This is a genomic window from Anaerolineae bacterium (assembly GCA_035529315.1).
GTDB lineage: Bacteria > Desulfobacterota > Desulfobacteria > Desulfobacterales > ETH-SRB1 > Desulfaltia.
In genome coordinates, this window is sequence record DATKWZ010000001.1 from 15,757 (window position 1) to 33,626 (window position 17,870).

18 protein-coding genes are annotated in these 17,870 nt (G+C 42.8%); 17 read left to right on the top strand and 1 reads right to left on the bottom strand.

Translation table 11 applies throughout. From position 1 onward, the window contains the following. Positions 1-27: 27 nt before the first annotated feature. The 17 genes from rpmE (at position 28) to VMW78_00160 (ending at position 17,144) form a co-directional block, all read left to right on the top strand. On the top strand, positions 28-246 hold the full coding sequence (gene rpmE / locus VMW78_00080) for a 50S ribosomal protein L31 (protein HUV49413.1): 219 nt from the start codon (positions 28-30) through the stop codon (positions 244-246). Positions 247-532: 286 nt separating this feature from the next. Next, positions 533-1,618 (top strand): peptide chain release factor 1, encoded by a 1,086-nt coding sequence (gene prfA, locus VMW78_00085; GenBank protein HUV49414.1) that lies wholly within the window; start codon positions 533-535, stop codon positions 1,616-1,618. Then, a complete protein-coding gene (prmC, locus tag VMW78_00090) occupies positions 1,587-2,504 on the top strand; it encodes a peptide chain release factor N(5)-glutamine methyltransferase (GenBank protein HUV49415.1) in 918 nt (305 codons plus the stop codon). The genes prfA and prmC overlap by 32 nt, the downstream gene beginning before the upstream one ends. Positions 2,505-2,683: 179 nt before the next feature. Then, positions 2,684-3,568, top strand: coding sequence for a 30S ribosomal protein S2 (gene rpsB, locus VMW78_00095; protein HUV49416.1), 885 nt, complete (start codon positions 2,684-2,686; stop codon positions 3,566-3,568). A 72-nt stretch (positions 3,569-3,640) separates the two neighbouring features. Then, a complete protein-coding gene (gene tsf, locus VMW78_00100; protein HUV49417.1) occupies positions 3,641-4,240 on the top strand; it encodes a translation elongation factor Ts in 600 nt (199 codons plus the stop codon). Between the two features lie 4 nt (positions 4,241-4,244). Then, entirely contained in the window at positions 4,245-4,961 is a 717-nt protein-coding gene (gene pyrH, locus VMW78_00105) for a UMP kinase (protein ID HUV49418.1), read from the top strand. A 161-nt stretch (positions 4,962-5,122) separates the two neighbouring features. Then, the gene (frr, locus tag VMW78_00110) at positions 5,123-5,680 is read left to right on the top strand and encodes a ribosome recycling factor (protein HUV49419.1); all 558 of its coding nucleotides are present in this window, start codon (positions 5,123-5,125) and stop codon (positions 5,678-5,680) included. Continuing rightward, positions 5,640-6,410 carry an isoprenyl transferase gene (locus tag VMW78_00115; protein ID HUV49420.1) on the top strand — a complete coding sequence of 257 codons (771 nt, stop codon included), beginning with the start codon at positions 5,640-5,642 and terminating at the stop codon, positions 6,408-6,410. The genes frr and VMW78_00115 overlap by 41 nt, the downstream gene beginning before the upstream one ends. Before the next feature lie 26 nt (positions 6,411-6,436). After that, entirely contained in the window at positions 6,437-7,270 is an 834-nt protein-coding gene (locus VMW78_00120) for a phosphatidate cytidylyltransferase (GenBank protein ID HUV49421.1), read from the top strand. A 112-nt stretch (positions 7,271-7,382) separates the two neighbouring features. After that, positions 7,383-8,540: a 1-deoxy-D-xylulose-5-phosphate reductoisomerase gene (locus tag VMW78_00125; GenBank protein HUV49422.1), complete on the top strand. Its 1,158-nt coding sequence runs from the start codon at positions 7,383-7,385 to the stop codon at positions 8,538-8,540. 168 nt (positions 8,541-8,708) lie between these two features. Beyond that, the gene (gene rseP, locus VMW78_00130) at positions 8,709-9,776 is read left to right on the top strand and encodes an RIP metalloprotease RseP (GenBank protein HUV49423.1); all 1,068 of its coding nucleotides are present in this window, start codon (positions 8,709-8,711) and stop codon (positions 9,774-9,776) included. Between the two features lie 90 nt (positions 9,777-9,866). Then, positions 9,867-12,878, top strand: a complete 3,012-nt coding sequence (locus VMW78_00135; GenBank protein ID HUV49424.1) for an AIR synthase-related protein — start codon at positions 9,867-9,869, stop codon at positions 12,876-12,878. Beyond that, entirely contained in the window at positions 12,875-13,693 is an 819-nt protein-coding gene (locus VMW78_00140) for a phosphoribosylformylglycinamidine synthase subunit PurQ (GenBank protein HUV49425.1), read from the top strand. The genes VMW78_00135 and VMW78_00140 overlap by 4 nt, the downstream gene beginning before the upstream one ends. Positions 13,694-14,225: 532 nt before the next feature. Beyond that, positions 14,226-14,684 carry a GspH/FimT family pseudopilin gene (locus VMW78_00145; protein HUV49426.1) on the top strand — a complete coding sequence of 153 codons (459 nt, stop codon included), beginning with the start codon at positions 14,226-14,228 and terminating at the stop codon, positions 14,682-14,684. Between the two features lie 190 nt (positions 14,685-14,874). After that, a complete protein-coding gene (locus VMW78_00150; protein ID HUV49427.1) occupies positions 14,875-15,255 on the top strand; it encodes a prepilin-type N-terminal cleavage/methylation domain-containing protein in 381 nt (126 codons plus the stop codon). Positions 15,256-15,260: 5 nt separating this feature from the next. After that, entirely contained in the window at positions 15,261-15,878 is a 618-nt protein-coding gene (locus VMW78_00155; GenBank protein ID HUV49428.1) for a prepilin-type N-terminal cleavage/methylation domain-containing protein, read from the top strand. Between the two features lie 57 nt (positions 15,879-15,935). Continuing rightward, a complete protein-coding gene (locus tag VMW78_00160) occupies positions 15,936-17,144 on the top strand; it encodes a pilus assembly PilX N-terminal domain-containing protein (protein ID HUV49429.1) in 1,209 nt (402 codons plus the stop codon). Between the two features lie 20 nt (positions 17,145-17,164). Here VMW78_00160 and VMW78_00165 read toward each other — a convergent pair whose 3' ends face one another. Continuing rightward, positions 17,165-17,701 carry a hypothetical protein gene (locus VMW78_00165; protein ID HUV49430.1) on the bottom strand — a complete coding sequence of 179 codons (537 nt, stop codon included), beginning with the start codon at positions 17,699-17,701 and terminating at the stop codon, positions 17,165-17,167. Positions 17,702-17,870: the final 169 nt, after the last annotated feature.

The window sequence follows — 17,870 nt, forward strand, 5'->3', positions numbered from 1 at the left end:
AATTAACAAACAGGGGGTTTAGAAAACATGAAAGCCGGGATTCATCCTGAATATTATGAAACATCAATAAAGTGTGCGTGCGGAAATGTCATCGAGGTTGGTTCTACCAAAGAGGATATTCGAGTTGAAATCTGTTCAAAATGCCACCCTTTTTTTACAGGCAAACAAAAGCTCATAGATACAGCCGGTCGAATTGAGCGTTTCCGCAAAAAATATGAAAAATTTCAGAACAATCAAAAAAAATAGCTTTTTCCTGTATACTTTATATTAGAAAGTCACACCACGAGGGACACGAAGATAGACATTAGTTAAGAACTTCTTCGTGTCCCTCGTGGTTTAATTTAAGATTCCCTGTAGCACAAGCTACAGGGTTCTTCGACTGTAAGGAATTTGGCTATTTTTAGATTCGCTCGCTAACTCCTCAGCTCCGCTGGGAAGCGATCTCCGCTTTGCTCCTACAAGCTACGTGGAATGGGCTCGCTATCGCGGTTCACTTTGTTTTGTTCCTGTATGGGGATATGTAGTTAAAATTATGTTTAATAAATTAAAAGGGGTTGAAGAACGCTTTGTAAAGCTTGAAAAACTTTTAAGCGATCCCGAGATATTGCAGGATCGGGATGCATACCAGAAATATAGCAGGGAGCATTCTGATTTAAACAAGATTATAAGGGTTTTCAGGTTGTATAAGCATACATTGACGGATCTCGACGACAGCATGGAGCTGTTAAGGGATGGAGACTCTGATATAAAGGATATGGCCAGTGATGAGGTTGATGCCCTTACACTTAAAAAGGAAGATTATGAGGATGAGCTAACAAGGCTGCTTATTCCCACCGATCCTCTTGACGAGAAAAATGTTATCATCGAAATACGGGCAGGCACAGGCGGTGAAGAAGCGGGTCTTTTTGCGGCCGATCTTTTCAGGATGTACAACAGGTATGCTGAAAACAGAAACTGGAAAGTGGAGATCATGAACCATCACACAACAGGTGTCGGCGGTTTAAAAGAGATTGTTGCGATGATTCATGGCAAAGGGGCATACAGTCGTTTTAAATATGAAAGCGGCACTCATCGCGTTCAGCGCGTTCCAACAACAGAGGCTCAGGGAAGGATACATACATCTGCCGTTACTGTTGCGGTCCTGCCGGAAGCAGAGGATATTGAAGTTAACATTGATCCTGCTGATATTAGGGTTGATGTGTTCCGGTCGTCCGGCCCGGGAGGCCAATCGGTCAATACAACCGATTCTGCAGTACGCATTACGCATCTTTCCACCGGGTTGGTGGTTACATGTCAGGATGAGAAATCACAGCTAAAAAACAAAATCAAGGCGATGAAGGTACTCAGGGCGCGTCTTCTTGACAATATCACCAAAGAACAGGATGAACAAAGATCAGAAGATCGGAAAAGCCAGATAGGCAGTGGAGATCGGAGCCAAAGAATCAGGACTTATAACTTTCCCCAGGGAAGGGTTACTGATCACCGTATCGGGCTGACATTATACAAACTGGAAAATATTTTGCAGGGTGATATAGACAAAATAATAGACGAGCTTTCAACATTTTATCAGAGTCAGGCTTTACAGCATGCAGAATCAATTGAAGACCAGCGCCAATGAATGGACCATACTTAACATCCTTAAGTGGACCGCTTCCTATTTTCAAACCCACGACATAGACAGCCCAAGGTCTGCAGCCGAAATACTTCTTGCGCATACCTTAAAATTAAACAGAATAGAACTGTATATGCGTTATGATCAGCCGCTTTCAGAAAAAGAGCTTGCGCTTTTTAAGGCTTTGATAAAAAGGAGGATAGCCAGAGAGCCCATTGCTTATATTGTGGGGGTTAAGGAGTTCTGGTTGATGGATATTGCTGTTACAAAGGATGTTCTTATCCCCCGCCCCGAGACCGAACATCTTGTTGAGGCAGCGCTTTCTCTTTTGCCAATAAGTTCAGCGCCTGATTCTTGCAACATCCCAAAACGTATTTTAGAGCTTGGCACAGGTTCCGGAGCAATAATTTGCGCTCTTGCATTGCATCGCCCTGAGCATATTTTTATTGCTTCAGATCGTTCAATTAAGGCTGTTGAACTGGCCGTAAAGAATGCAACACATCATAATCTTAATAAAAAAATCATGTTTTTTTCAGGTGATTGGTTTATGTCGTTAAATGAGGATACTCATCTGTTTGATATGATAATATCAAATCCGCCATATATTAATACCCGGCTTATCAATAAGCTTCAGCCTGAAATCTCTATGTATGAACCAGTCATGGCTCTTGACGGAGGTAAGGACGGACTTTGCTGGCTCAGGCATATTATAAGCGGCGCGCATATCTATCTTAAGCCCGGAGGCAGTCTTTTGTTGGAGATAGGTCATGACCAGAAAGAGGATGTCAGCAGGATTGTCAATTCCTGTGGTCATTATGAACAGGTCGTGTTCACAAAAGACTACAGCGGATACTATCGTGTGGTTCATATGAAAAGGTCGATTAATTGCTGATAGACTTTTTACGAAATTCTCAAATTTATATTGCGAAGTTTATTTAAGTTTGATACAAAAAATAGTTTAAAATAATTCACAGACCTTTGGACCTGTTTCCTGGTGCTTTCATTTTTTGAGGGTCGGAAGCGGGGTTGATGGAGGTGAAAGGAAAAACCAATTAAAAGAGAGGAAAAACTATGGCTTATCTTAAAATGAAGGAGCTTCTTGAAGCTGGGGTACATTTTGGGCATCAGACAAAGCGCTGGAATCCAAAAATGAAACCATACATCTTCGGAGCAAGGAACGGTATTTATATTATCGATCTTCAAAAAACTGTTCGCATGTTTAAAACAGCGTATGATTTTGTAACCGACATCGTCACAGAGGGAAAATCGGTTCTTTTTGTAGGCACCAAAAAGCAGGCCAGGGAATCTATTTATGAAGAGGCTAATCGATGCGAAATGTTTTATGTGCATAACAGGTGGTTGGGTGGAATGCTGACAAATTTTCAGACCATTAAACAGAGTATAGATCGTCTTAACTATCTTAACGATATAATTAATGATGGATCTATAAATTTGTTTCCCAAAAAGGAGCGACTGAAACTTGAGCATGAAAGGGTAAAGCTCGACAACAATCTTGGCGGAATCCGGACCATGAACGGGGTTCCAGGCGCTATCTTTATTGTTGATTCTAAAAATGAGGCAATTGCAGTGCGTGAGGGGAAACGTCTCAATATACCTATTATTTCTATTGTTGATACTAACTGCGATCCTGATGAAATTGATTATATCATACCGGGCAATGATGATGCCATACGGGCAATACGGCTGATTACAGCCAGAATTGCCGATGCCTGTATAGAGGGCAGAAAGCAAATGCTCGAGAAACAGCAGGCAGAGGCCGACAAAGAAATCGAAAAGCAACCTGAACCAGTATCTTTCGGTGAAAAATTAGAAGCAGGTCAAAGGAGAATTGTCTCGGACGGTGCAGATGGACCGATTATAGAGATAATAAAAAAAGTAAAACCTGTGGATGATTCTGGAAGCGAAGAACTGGTAAATATTACTGAGGCAGAATAGACAAGAGGGCTTTGAAAAGCGCTAATCGGGCAAAAGAGGGCGTTTTTTAAGGGTCTCGACAGGAGAAAAAGGATGGCAACAATTAGCGCAGCAATAGTTAAACAGCTCCGTGAAAAGACAGGAGCAGGTATGATGGATTGCAAAGAAGCTCTTACAGAGTGCGATGGTGATATAAACAAATCCATTGATTTCTTAAGAAAAAAAGGGCTGGCAACAGCCTTAAAGAGATCCGGCAGGGTTATGAGTGAAGGCCTGATAGAATCTTATATTCATACGGGCAGCAAACTTGGCGTGTTGGTTGAGATTAATTGCGAGACCGATTTTGTTGCAAAAAACGATGATTTTATTGAGTTTGCAAAAAACATAGCGATGCATATTGCAGCCATCAATCCTGTTGGGATCAGGCCTGAAGATATTTCCGAAGAGACAATTAACAGGGAAAGGGAAATCTATCGTGCGCAGGCTATAGAAACAGGCAAGCCCGAACAGATTATAGATAAGATAACAGAGGGTAAGCTGCAGAAATTTTATAAGGACAACTGTCTCATGAGCCAGGCATACGTACGGGATCCCAATATAACTATTGAGGATCTTTTAAACAGCTTGATTGCAAAGATCGGCGAGAATATTACGATTAAGCGTTTTGTACGGTTCCAGCTAGGGGAGTCTTGAGACTTTGGCATTAGCTCGGTATAAAAAAGTTTTGTTAAAGCTTAGCGGCGAAGCCCTTATGGGCGATAGGGACTTTGGAATCAGCCAGGAAAGGATAAAATATATGGCTGATGAAATCTGTTCGGTATTTAATCTCGGGATTCAGATTGCCGTAGTTATCGGCGGAGGCAATATATTCAGAGGGGTTAGCGCAGGTTCATTCGGCATGGATAGAACAGCTGCTGATCACATGGGCATGCTTGCTACGGTGATCAACAGTATTGCATTGCAGGATGCTCTTGAGAAAAGAGGGGTTCAGACCCGTATACAGTCGGCCATATCAATGCATGAAATAGCTGAACCGTATATACTTCGCAAAGCTATACGCCATCTTGAAAAAGGGCGTGTTGTGCTTTTTGCAGCTGGTACCGGCAACCCATACTTTACTACGGACACCGCTGCTGTATTAAGAGCCCAGGAAATTCATGCTGAGATTTTACTAAAAGCTACCAGGGTTGACGGCTTTTATGATTCAGATCCTGAAATTAACATGGATGCTAAATTCATAAAAAAAATAACTTACATGAAAGTCCTTGAAAAACAGCTTAAGGCCATGGATACGACAGCTATTTCTCTGGCTATGGATAATAAACTCCCAATTGTTGTTTTTAATCTGAAAGAAAAAGGAAATTTCAGAAAGATTGTCTGTGGTGAGGAGATTGGGACACGAATTGACAGTTGAGATAAAGTGCCTAACGTTAAGGAATTCTGCCATTTTATATAGGTTGCTTAAGCCATCAATGCACAGGGGAGCAAACTACTTCTATCTTTGGGTTATCAATTAGCACGCCGAAGGCGTACCACAACTTTAGGCACTTTAAACTTTATGATTAGGTGAAAGAGATGATTGATTCGATTTATCAGGAAACAAGAGATTCGATGGGCAAGTCGGTATCAGCCCTGAAAAATGAAATAAAAAGGGTCAGGACAGGGCGTGCCTCCCAGTCGCTGCTTGACGGCATACGGGCTGATTACTACGGCACTCCGACCCTAATTGCCCAGATGGCATCTATTTCAGTTCCTGAAAGCAGTCTTATTACAATACAGCCGTGGGATAGCTCCGCAATCAAGGAGATTGAAAAGGCGATATTGAAATCGGATCTTGGCCTAACACCTTCAAATGACGGCAAGATAGTAAGAATATCAATTCCATCGCTTACAGGGGAGAGAAGAAAAGAGCTCGTAAAGATCGTGCATAAAATGTGCGAAGATTATAAGATTGCGCTGCGTAATATAAGGCGTGATTCAAAGGATCTGTTAAAAGGTTTAAAAAAGGATGGTGAGATTGCGGAAGATGATGCTTTCAGGGCTCAGGATCATGTCCAGAAAATAACAGATGAGTATATCAAGCAAATCGACGATGTCTATAACGAAAAAGAGAAAGAGATTCTTGAATTTTAGTGAAGCTTACCATGTTTATACAGATCGCAGTACTGCAAATCCCTCTCATGTGGCCATCATTATGGATGGAAACGGCAGATGGGCAAAACAGCGCCTTTTAAACCGTATAAAAGGTCATGAAAAAGGGGCTGAAACAGTTCGAACAATTGTCGAATGCTGCCGTGAAATCGGAATTTCCATCCTGACCCTGTATGCTTTTTCCACAGAAAACTGGCAGCGACCAAAAGTGGAAGTCGCTGCTCTTATGACCCTTCTTGCAAACTTTCTTAAATCAGAGCAAAAAAAATTATTGGATAATAATATCCGGCTCAATGCAATAGGGCAGATTGAGCGTTTGCCGGAAAATGTCCGGAATGTACTATATAAGACCATGGCTTTAACGGAAAAAAATAACGGCATGCTTCTAAACCTTGCGTTGAGTTATGGTGCCAGAGCTGAGATAGTCAGAATGGTAAAAGATATTGCAATAAAGGTTAAAAAGGGCATAATCGATCCTGATTCAATAACAGATGGTGTTATATCTGATTCCCTTTATACAAAAGGGATGCCTGACCCTGATTTGTTGATAAGAACCAGTGGCGAGATGCGCATAAGCAATTTTCTTCTGTGGCAAATCGCTTATACTGAAATTTATGTTACAGATACATTGTGGCCTGATTTCAGCAAGGATGAGTTTATGCAGATTTTGAAAGATTACCAACACCGAAAACGCAGATTCGGCAAAGTGTAAAACACGACGAATAATTGAAAAACAATATGCATTTTAAACGTTGGATTACAGCTATTGCGGCTCTTCCCCTTGTTGTCTTGCTGATTTGCAAAGGGGGGGCAATTCTGTTTGCTATATTTATCTGTATAGTATGCATGCTGGCGCTTGTAGAATATTTTGGCATAACGTTCAATAAAGCTCAAAGCTCAAAGCTGGAAGCTAAAAATCTTTCAGGTTTCAGCTTTCAGGTTTCAGCTTATGTTTTTGGCACTATGATTATTATGGCCGCATATATAAACTCGTTTAATATTATTTTTGGCCTTATTATTTTAAACCTTATTTTTTCCGGACTGATTTCTCTATACTACTTCAAGACAAATCCCTCGGTTGTGGAGCTGATTGCAAGGCAGGCCCTTGGCATTATATACATTCCATTATCTCTTTCCTGCATGGTGTTAATACGAAATGATGCAGATGGCACAGCCTGGATTTTTTTTCTGATGGCTCTTGTTTTTGCGGGTGATACAGGCGCATTCTATGTGGGCTGCCTTTTCGGGCAACATAAACTTTGTCCTGCCGTTAGCCCGGGAAAGACTATTGAAGGCGCTATAGGTGGACTTGCAGCGACTTTGGGGGCAGGGCTTATCTTTATGAATTATTTTTTAAAATCATTGCCATTGGGGCCAGGCATCCTGTTTTTTCTTTGCATCGGAGTTGTCGGGCAGGTTGGCGATCTGTTTGAATCCGAACTTAAAAGATATTCCGGCGTGAAAGATTCAGGCTCAATCCTGCCCGGTCACGGCGGCATCCTTGATCGAATTGATGCGCTTTTGTTTGCAGCCCCTGTGATGTTTTTCTTTAAAGAATATATATTTGTGTAGGTTTACAGATTGTCTTGTATTGAACCACGGTTAAAATTGGCAGCGTCGAAGGCGCATTCCTTAACTTTAGGCATTTTAGGCACTTTAGCTCACTTATAACTTTTACTATACAATGAAACAGCTTTCCATACTTGGATCTACAGGATCAATCGGTTGTAATGCTCTTGCAATTATAGAAATGTTTCCTGAGCAATTCGGTATTAAAGCCCTTGCGGCCGGAACCAATATTAAACTGTTAGCCGACCAGATCAAGAGATTTTCTCCTGAGCTTGCCGTTGTTATTGATGGGAACAGGGCTCTTGAACTGAAAAAAATACTTCCCCCAAAGACCCGCGTTGAAATAATGTACGGGGAAGATGGATACAGAGCCGCAGCCACACATGGATCTGTTGATATGATTGTGTCTGCAATGGTAGGCGCAGCAGGTCTTGTTCCGACTCTTGCAGCAATAGAGGCAGGCAAGAACATTGCTCTGGCTAACAAAGAATCCATTGTAATGGCAGGCGAGATTGTTGCGAAAAAAGCTGATGAAAAAGGGATAAACATACTTCCGATCGACAGCGAGCACAGCGCTATCTTTCAATGTATTGCGGGCCAGCGAAAAGAGGATCTTGACTGTATTTTACTTACAGGCTCAGGAGGCCCCTTTTTGAACCGGCCGGCAAGTGAATTCGCAAGCATAACGCCGGAACATGCTCTTGCGCATCCAACCTGGCAGATGGGCAAAAAGATCAGCATTGATTCGGCCACACTTATGAACAAGGGGCTTGAGGTAATAGAGGCCAAATCCCTTTTCAAGGTTTCTCTGGATATGATAAAGGTTGTAATTCATCCGCAAAGCGTGATTCATTCAATGGTTTCTTTCAGGGATGGAGCAATAATCGCCCAGCTTGGCATACCGGATATGAAGGTGGCCATAGCATATGCCATATCATATCCAAAGCGTCTTTCTTTAAGACAACCGATACCTGATTTTGCAAACATGGATCCTTTGACATTTAAAAAGCCTGATTTAGATAAGTTTCCCTGTTTAGGCCTGGCTTATACCGCAGGCAAGACAGGCGGAACCCTTCCCGCGGTTTTAAATGCATCAAACGAGATGGCTGTGCAGGCTTTTTTAGACAGACGCATTCCATTTGTTAAAATACCAGAGGTTATAAGCAGGACAATGGAGATTCACTCTGTTGTCGCAAATCCCGAGCTGTCCGATATTATCGAATCTGACAAATGGGCCCGGGAATACTCAAAAAAGGAGATAATCGGCTGTTAATAGCCGGAACTCAACATCATCAACTAATCTATTTTATTGTTAATTACCACGAAGAACACGAAGGTTTTTTCTTTATCTTTACTCACTTCGTGCTCTGGTGGTAAAAATATCGCAGTGTGTGCCTCCGGGTTTTCTTAAGTTAATGGCATTAGATTGGAACTTATAATTATGTTAACTACCATATTTTCATTTGTCGTAGTTTTGGGGATACTTATTTTTTTTCATGAACTTGGCCATTTCCTTGTCGCAAGGCTTTTTGGAGTGGGCGTGGAAAAATTTTCATTGGGGTTTGGCCCTAAACTGTTCGGAAAAAAGATAGGCAGAACCGAGTACATTGTTTCTATAATGCCGCTTGGCGGATATGTTAAGATGGTGGGAGAAGAACCAAATGCAGATATATCTCCTGCTGACATGCCTGTTTCGTTTACACATAAGCATGTTTTTAAACGGATTTTAATCGTTGCGGCAGGTCCTTTTTTTAATTTTCTTCTTGCCGCAATAATATTTTTTGGAATTTTTCAAAGTTACGGCGCTATTATTTTAAAACCTGTTATCGGAGATGTTACCGAAGGTTCACCGGCTTATCAGGCAGGATTGCAGAAGGATGACGAAATAATAGAAATTGATGGACTTGCTGTCAAGAGCTGGGAGACGATGGCTGAAATTATTACCGAGAGCAAAGGTAAAAGCCTTGCCTTAACAGTTCGCAGGGTAGGATCGAGTCTTGTTTTAAATGTTATTCCAAAGCAAATTCCCACAAAAAGTATATTCGGCGATGAAATTAACCGATATGTAATCGGAATTACAGCCTCCGGTGCTACATTTGCAAGGGAGTTGAATCCGTTTCAGGCTTTTTCAGAGAGTATTATCCAAACCTGGAAAATTTCCAAATTAGTTGTAATTAGTATTGGTAAAATGATACAGGGAACTGTCTCTATGAAAACCATGGGCGGCCCGATAATGATTGCCGAGATGGCTGGGCAGCATGCCAGGGAGGGGGCGACCAGCCTTGTTTTTTTTATTGCTCTCCTTAGCATCAATCTTGGCGTTTTAAACATACTTCCTATACCGGTTTTAGATGGCGGTCATCTGATTTTCTTTTTTATCGAAGCTGCAACAGGACGTCCGGTCAGTATAAGAGTTCGTGAAATCGCTCAGCAGGCAGGGATCTTCATATTAATATTGCTGACGATCTTTGTGTTTTATAATGATATTTCACGCGTATTTTTTAGTTAAAAGGAATGTAACAATTTAGGTTCACAGTTCCACGGTTTACGGTTCCAAATTAGAAAGAGACGAACCCTGAACCCTGAACCCTGAACCATTATGCCGTATCGACTCGAAATAGCGCTTAACCAGGATCTTGTTGATGCTGAAGGGGAAGGTATTCGCCGGAAGGCATTTGATTATTTTGGCCTGAAGCTTTCACGTGTACGCACTATTAATGCACTTACCATTGATGCCGACCTGACCACCGACCAGTTAAAAACCATTCAGACAGAAATCTTTACAAACCCTGTAACACAGACATCCTCTTATAATCCTCTTTTAATTGATTTTGACTGGATTATCTGGGTTGGTTTCAGGCCGGGTGTCAGGGACAATCCAGGCAGCACCGCTGTTGAGGCGGTCGAGGATATTTTAGGAATAAAGTTTAAGCCCGGGGAGGCGATCTATACTTCAAAACGGTATTGCCTGAAAGCAAAAGGGCTGACAGCCGAAGATGTTGACAAAATCGCCGGCGAACTGCTTGCCAACAACATTATACAAAAATGGAAGATATATTCGCAACAGGATTGGGACAATAAATCAGGAACTGGAATTATTATTCCCAGGGTCAGGCTTGATCATAAGCCGGTTGTTATGCCGATTCCGATTGACACTGATGAAACACTGAAAAGAATAAGCGATGAGCGGAACCTTGCTTTGAATCCAAATGATATTCCAACCATCAGGGCCTATTTTTTAGACACCAAGGTTCAGGCAGAGCGGGCCCTGGTCGGTCTTGCAGAACCCACAGATGTTGAACTTGAATATATTTCCCAGGCAAGAAGCGATCATTGCAACCATAATACCTTTCAGGGGCTGTTCCATTACAAGGATCTTTCAACAGGCCATGCAGAGGTTGTGGACAATATTTTTGAAACCTGTATCAAGCAGCCGACACTCTCATTAAAGGAAAAAAAGCCGTGGGTTGTGTCTGTGCTGTGGGATAATGCCGGCGCAGGACAATTTGACGACGATCACTATTACGTTATCACAGGTGAGACCCACAATTCCCCATCCAACATGGAGGCTTACGGCGGAGCAATAACCGGTATCGTCGGCGTGTATCGTGATCCCATGGGAACAGGCAAGGGCGCAAAGCTGATTATGGGGGGGTATGGTTATTGTGTAGGGCATAGGGATTATAATGGCGATCTTGCCCCGCATCTTCATCCAAGACGTCTTCTGGATGGGGTTATAGAAGGTGTGAGGGACGGCGGCAACAAGAGCGGGATCCCCACAACCTTTGGACAGCTCATTTTTCACCCTGGTTATATGGGAAAGGCCCTGGTTTTTGTGACAGCCGTCGGCATAATGCCCACGCAGATAAAGGGAGAGCCTGCGGAACAGAAAAAAACATCACCCGGAGACCTGGTAATTATGTGCGGCGGAAGGGTCGGCAAAGACGGGATTCATGGCGTGACCGCGGCATCTGAGGTTTTTTCTGAAAGCACCCCTGCCGGTCATGTGCAGATAGGGGATCCATATACCCAGAAAAAGATGCATGATTTTATATTAGAGGTGCGCGACAAAGGGTTTATAAGATTTATTACAGACAACGGAGGAGGAGGGCTTTCATCCTCTGTCGGGGAATCTGCTCTGTTTTCAAACGGATGCGAAATCCAGCTTGAAAAGGTTCCTTTAAAATATGAAGGCCTTGATCAATGGGAAATATGGATTTCAGAATCCCAGGAGCGCATGACCGTGGCTATAAGGCCGGAGGATCTGGACAGTTTCCTTGCACTTTCAAAAAAGCATGCTGTTGAGAGCACCGTTATCGGTAAATATACGGATTCAGGGAAACTTCATATCACCTATAACGGGAAGACGTGCGCCTGTATTAATCTTGATCTATTAAGCGCTGGTTTTCCACAGTGGGAATTTGATGCGCACTGGCAGGAGCCTGAAAAAAGGGGACTCTTTGAACCGGTTATCAGAGAGCCTCGTGACTATGAATCTTTACTGACAGACATTTTGTCGCGTCCCAATATATGTTCCAGAGAATGGATATCCAGGCAGTATGATCATGAAGTGCAGGGAACAAGCGTTATTAAACCCCTTGTAGGCGTTGGTCGCGATGTTAACACTGATGCGTCGGTTATAAGGCCTGTGCTTGATTCTGAGAAGGGGCTTGCTTTTGCCCAGGCGCTGCTACCCACATATTCGGAAATAGATGCTTATCACATGACAAGTTGCACTATTGATGAGGCTGTGCGAAGGCTGATTGCTGTCGGGGCAGACTTGGACATGATAGGCGGTGTGGATAATTTTTGCTGGCCCAACATTCAATACCATCCTGAAGATAATCCTGACGGCAGATTTAAGGCAGCGCAACTGGTTCGCTCATGCCGGGCGCTTCGGGATATCTGCCTGGAATATGGAATACCGCTCCTTTCAGGCAAAGACAGCATGTATGTTGATGGATATCTTGCAGGCCGGTATGGTGAAACCCACAAGGTATCTGCTCTTGAAACCATCCAGTTTTCAACTATCTCTGTTATCGACGATATAAACAAATGCATTACAATGGACTCCAAGATACCTGGTGATCTGGTTTATATTCTTGGAGAAACAGGAAACGAGCTTGGAGGCTCAGAATACTACGAGCATTATGGATATGTCGGCCTGAATGTCCCGCAGGTGCATGCCGGGCGGTTTGCCTTGCTTTACAGAGCTCTTGGCAGCGCTATTGAAAAAGAGGTTGTCGCATCTGCCCATGGAATATATCGCGGCGGTCTGGGAGTGCATCTAACAATGGTTGCCATGGGCGGAGATCTGGGCATGAAGGTCGATCTTGCTCTTATTCATTCCAAGAGGATTAATCGTATTGACACCATTTTATTTTCAGAATCAGCGGGTCGTTTTATAGTGACAATAGATCCTGAAAACAGAAAGATCTTTGAAGATATTTTTAAAGGGCTTCCTTGTTCCTGTATAGGGGTTATAACAGATAAGTCCGGCGATTTGGTTATCAGCGATTCTAAAAACAGAGGGAAAAGCAAGACCATTATTTCCATGCCTGTTCAAGACTTGAAAACCGCGTGGAAAAAACCGTTTGGAGAGTTGATATGAAGAGGGTAAATGCTCTTGTCTTGGCCGGATACGGCCTGAACTGTGATAATGAGACAGCTTATGCCCTTGAACTGGCCGGAGCTTCAGCCAGTAGGGTGCATATCAACTCGCTTATTGACGGTTCCGTGACTCTTGATGATTTCCAGATAATGATTTTTGTGGGAGGATTTAGCTGGGGAGACGATCACGGCGCAGGTGTGATTCAGTCTGTTCGTCTGAAGACAAATATAGGCGATAAGATACTTGAATTTGTTGACAAGGGGAATCTTGTGCTTGGAATATGCAATGGATTTCAGACACTTGTCAACCTGGGGCTTTTGCCCGGCTTTAAGGGCGATTACAAGACACGATCTATTGCCCTTGCATTTAATGATTGTGGAAATTTCAGGGATGAGTGGGTAATGCTTAAGGTTAATCCTTTATCTCCATGTGTATTTACAAAAGGATTCGATACCCTGGAGCTTCCTATAAGACATGGAGAAGGAAAGTTTTATTCAGGCAAGGCCGTAATTGAGCAATTATTTGATAACAACCAGGTTGCTATGCAGTATGCCATGCCAAAAGGCAGTCTTGCCGACAACAGGTTTCCATTTAATCCAAACGGATCAATAAATGATATTGCCGGTATATGTGATCCCACCGGCCGGATCTTCGGCCTTATGCCTCATCCCGAAGCCTTTAACCACTGGACAAATCATCCGGACTGGATGCGCGATAAGGAAAAGATAAAGCGTTGCGGAGGCGCAATAAATCCAGGTACTACAGCCGGCATACGCATGTTTCAAAATGGCGTGGATTTTATTTGCGGCAGGTAGTTGATTTTCCCCCGGAACTGGTTATTTTCACTGTTTTTTCTTTTAGATTTAGCCACCCTGGTTAAATAGTCCTTTGGAATTTAACAGGGCAGGCAGACTCATCCCAGTACGATTGTTCCGACCTGCGGGGTCGGCGTAGACAGGCTACATGGCAACAACCGTTTGATCAGTTAACTACTCGACTAAAGGTAGTGGGAGACCTTTGCAAAATGCCCCCTTTTGCCCAATTGAGCGCTGATGCTTCACTTCGTGTTGGCGTCAGGCTCAAATTTTAAGCCTCGAAACACTCAATGTATTCCTACGGTTAAAAATTTCGCCTTCCTTGAACTTAAACAAAATTGAGCATTTTTCAAAGGTCTCGTAGTGGCTGGCGCAAAATTTGCATATAAATCAATTTTAATGGATTCGCAAAAAGTCGTCATTTCGGTAGATCCCGGATCAAGTCCGGGAGGAGTCCAGATGATCTGCAACTACTTGAAAAGACTGGATTACGGCTTTCGCCGGAATGACGGAAATGAGGAATCGAGGCTCTATGCGGCTTTGCAATAAACAATCCGGCTTTACACTTATTGAACTGATCGTTACAATTGCTATTCTGGCGGTGTTTGCCGGCATTGCCGTTCCAAATTTTCTGTCTTACATGCCGAAAAGCAGGTTAAATGGAGCGGCCAGGCAGGTGATGGGTGATTTGATGGCAGCAAGGATGAGAGCTGTTAAAGAGAACTCCACGGCTACGGTAACGTATCTTAGCAACCATGAGTATAAAATATCGACTGTCAGTGAAGAGAAAACCGTGAATATCTGGCCCAATTATCATGACGTAACTATCGGCAGCGTTAGCGGCGGCAGCTTTAGTAGTAACAGCTTCAGTAATATTAGTTTTCTTTCCAGAGGAACATCAAACACCGGCAGTGTTGGTCTAACCAATTCGACCAACTCAAAGAAGGTGAGTGTTACTATAACAGGACGTGTTAAGATAACTCATTTATAATTATCTCTACAACACCATTTGCCATTTAGATGTCATTTCGAGAAGCGAAGCGACGAGAAATCTTACTGCAAAACATATAGTTAAGGATTCCTCCTTTTGGTCCTGTCTGCGTGCGGACACGCACAGGCAAGCGAAATGACAAGCGTCATTGTAGGATTATTTAACATAAACATAAGGAAAAACTTCCCTAATGTGCAGATTATGCGACAGCAACAATGGTTTTACCCTAATGGAAGTTCTGTTTGCCATGCTTATTTTGACAGTAGGACTGCTTGGAACGGCTGCCCTGATAACAGGGGTAATTAACAGCAACAAGCTTAGCAACAGGATTAGCACCGCCACGATTCTGGCGCAGGATAAGATGGAAGAGATCAGAGGGGTTGGATACGCTGGCGCTGATGCTGAAGCTGGGACAGAAGGCTATAATATCATTCCAAATTATCTTTTATATAAAAGAATCACAGCCGTAGTTGCCGGTGATCCAGCCGCTGGCATGAAGAAGATAACTGTTACCGTATATTGGGATTCTGATGCCCATTCGGTTGTTTTAAATACTATCCTTGCGGAGTAAACCTATTGCATTATTTGCCTAAAAATAGAGAGAGCGGTTTTACCCTGGTGGAAATGCTGATTGCCATGACAATTGGTCTGATTATCCTGACGGCATTGTCGAGCACCTTCCTTATTCAGCGCAAAACATATGATGTTCAGGAACAGATTGTCGAGATGGTTCAGACAGCAAGAGCTGCCATGGACATGATGACCAGAGAAATCAGGATGGCGGGGTATAATCCGGCTGGTGTAAGTTTTGATGGTATTCCATATAATGCGGATTCATCGACAATCGATGTATATGCGGACCTTAACGGCAACGGCAGTATCGACACCACCAGCGGTACTTACGAACATATAACATATTTATATGACAGCACGAATAATCAGATCGACAGGAATACGAATACCGGTGGCGGCAACCAGCCATTTGCCGAAAACATCGAGACGTTTGAAGTTTTGTGCCTAAAAGCTGATGGCGTGACGGAAGTAACTACAACTGCCGAAAATGCTGATATTCGACAGATAAGGATTACAATAACCGCCAGGACAACTGAAGCAGATGCTGATTATTCCACAAATGGCGGATACAGGACACATACTTTAACCTCTTTGATAACGCCAAGAAATCTTGGTTTATAGAAACTGGTTACGGGTTCCGACTACTCGACTTTCAAAGGTCTCAATAAAGGGTTTTAAATGTCAGATATGGGTTTGACATATAAAAATGAAAAAGGAATGGTCCTTCCTCTTGGGCTTATGTTCCTTGCTATTATAGCGATTCTGGGAACTACTGCGGTTATAGTAACAACAACAGACCTTAAAATCGGCAGCAATTACAGGGCCAGCGAAGAGGCATTTTATGCGGCGGAAGCGGGAATCGAAGAGGCAAGGGCGAGGCTCCGCCAAAGTGCGGCAAATCATATTAATGATGGACATCCCACCTCTGACCAATGGAGGGCATATATTGGAGAGAATGTAAAAGCGCAAGGAAAGGGATACAACAGCAGTAATGCGATGCATATTAGGGTATCCAGTCTTCAATCCTATCTGGCATATGTTGTAGAAATAAAACACCAGACAGATACATCAGGCAATATTTTATACTGGGGAGATCCTGACGGCGACGGGATCAGCCAGCGCAATCTTGATGGGACGTACTCCGGCAACAAAAATATCTATCTTGTTACGAGTTACGGCTATTCAGGCACTTCAAACAAGGCAATATGTGTTGAAATGACACTGGTTCCTCCTGTAACTGCGCCGGCCGCTCTTTATATTGAAGCCTCAACGACTATTCAGGGTTCCAGTACTAATATTATCGGCACAGATAGTTGCGGAAGCGAGGATAAGCCGGGGATTATTACTTCACAGGCCGAGGGGTCGATTACGGAGAACGGCAATCCCACTATTTCCGGCGACCCCGCTATCTCATACAACGGCGCAAACATGGACATCCAGTCTGTAGTTGATTCCTTTAAAGGCTCCGCTGATTTCGCGTATACTGTAAATAGCGCCACTGATACAGGAATGAACTGGGGAACTCCGACACCAGGTGCAACCCTGCAGGATCCTTCTTCTTGCAGCTCCAGCAACATTGTTTATTACAACACACAGAATACCTATATAAAACTTAGTGGAGGCTCTGCAGGATGCGGGATACTTCTTGTTGAGGGAGATCTGGATATGAGTGGCGGGTTTTCATGGTATGGTATAGTTATTGTGACAGGAGCTATTACAATTACCGGCGGCGGGGATAAGAACATTACTGGCGCTTTGATTGCCGGCGGATCCGTAGATGCTGATATTGTAGGTGGAAATTCCAATATAGTCTATTGCAGTTCAGCGATAGATAATCAGACAGAAAACCATCCTTTGCTCATACTTAGCTGGGAAGAGGAAATGTAAAGGGGATGCTATTTGAAGCTCTACTTTTTTACCCACCAGCCTTCAGGCAGCTTTCCATTGTTAATTTCCTTTACCTTGTCAGTAATATCATATATCTTAGCGGAAATCTTTCTCATTTCATCCCTTGCTTTTTTCTTGGCTTCCTGATCTTTATTATGTGTAGCTTCCCGGATTTTTTCCAGGCTTTCATCAAGTTTGGCCACCAGCTCTATTTTTCTTTTTATATAGTATTTTACATCTAATGTTTCAGGTTTTATTTTCTCTTCTCTCGTTACAATACCAGTTTTTCCGTTGGTTTTACTTTCCATGTCAGTTATATTTTTTTCAGAATCTATCTCTTCTTCATATTCTATATCTGTTTTCTTTATTGTTCTTACAAAATTCTTTTCAATCCCCACAATTCCGCCGCGATAATAGAACTTTATCTGACGACCTTCCTTCCAGTAGTGGTTAGTTATGAATGTAGAGCCGTTTTTTAACTCAATAAGATAAGAAGAAAAGCATACAGCAGGCCATATGATGAAGAAAATTATTATTAGCGGAATAAACTTTTTCATAATATTTTCATGATATAATATTAGTTGTAATAATTCCATCAAATATTAAAGTCAATATTGATAAACTCGTAAAAAGTCCAAAAACACGTCATTGCGAGCAAAGCGAAGCAATCTCATGGATTGCAACAGCCTGTAATTGCTGGATAGCGCTGACGGTTAGCGCTTCCGC